The sequence below is a fragment of the Kushneria aurantia DSM 21353 genome (assembly GCF_000382245.1).
GTDB lineage: Bacteria > Pseudomonadota > Gammaproteobacteria > Pseudomonadales > Halomonadaceae > Kushneria > Kushneria aurantia.
This window is the reverse complement of the sequence record NZ_KB907871.1, coordinates 79,153-80,321: the sequence shown is the minus strand read 5'-3', so window position 1 is coordinate 80,321 and position 1,169 is coordinate 79,153. Positions and strand designations below refer to the sequence as shown.

Annotated in this window: 1 protein-coding gene; it reads left to right on the top strand. The window is 58.9% G+C overall.

Annotated elements, in window-relative coordinates; translation table 11 throughout:
- Nucleotides 1-1,169: DUF5801 repeats-in-toxin domain-containing protein (locus tag H146_RS18955; RefSeq protein WP_169433469.1), on the top strand; the 1,169-nt coding region annotated here is incomplete at both ends.

Here is a 1,169-nt window from a genome sequence, read left to right as displayed (position 1 = left end):
CACCTACACCGGCACGGTGCAGGACGATTACAGCTGGAGCATCGACGTAGCAGGCAGTGATCTGGCCGCTCACAGCCAGGTGACGGCCTATGTCAGCGGCACCGACGACGCGGGCAACGCCTTCTCGGGCCCCAATACCACATTGCCATATGAAGTTGACACCGATGTACCCTCAACGGCTATCTGGATTCAGACCGTTGCTGGTGATGATGTCATCAATGCCACCGAGGCCAACGAAACGATTACGGTCAGCGGCAAGGTCAATGCGGGCTGGGGTGGCCAGAATATCGAGGGCGATGCCAAAGTCGGCGATACGGTTGTTTTGCAAGTGGGTGACCAGCGCTATGAAGGCAAGGTCACTGCCGATGGCGACGATCTGGTCTGGAATATCGATGTGCCGGGTAGCGTGTTGGCTGAAAATAGCGCGGTAAGCGCCAGCATCACTCTGACGGATGAGGCCGGCAACAGTTTCACCACTGACGCGGCGCTGCCGTATCAGGTTGATACCACTGCTCCGACAATCACAGTCAATGATAGTGAGACGGTGCTGACCACCGATGACACCAGCCTGCGCGGGGCAGATGAGACATCAACAACCTCGAGCCTTGCCAACAGCTTCACGGTCAATGGCGGTAACGTTACCGGCTATGCTCTTGGCCTGGAACAGCCGGGTAGCGATAGTGGTCTGACGGTGTCGGCCAGCGGCGAAGCCATCCGTTTCTACATGGAAAACGGGGAGGTCGTTGGCAGGGTTGGCGGTGAAGATGGCGCAGAAGCCCTGCGCATCAGCGTCAACGATCAGGGCGACGTCACGCTTGCCCAGTCGATGGCGGTGAGCCATCCCGACACCAGCGAGGACAATGAAGCCGTCAGCCTGGAAGGTGCCGGTATCCGCTTGACCGTAACGGCGGGCGATGACGCGGGTAATAGCACAGAAAGCTCGATTGATCCGGGCAGTCATCTGAAAATTCTGGATGACGGTATCAGCTTCAATGCCGGTCAGAGCACCTACACCCCGACAACCGATGCGGCCAACGTCCCCACCATCCAGGATGGTGATTACAGTTTTGCCGACGGCGACTGGTCCTATGCACAGTCGATAGGGTTCGGTGACTTCACGGTCGAAGCCAGGGGCCTCGAGGGTAACGGCGCCCTGGTGAGCCAGTCGC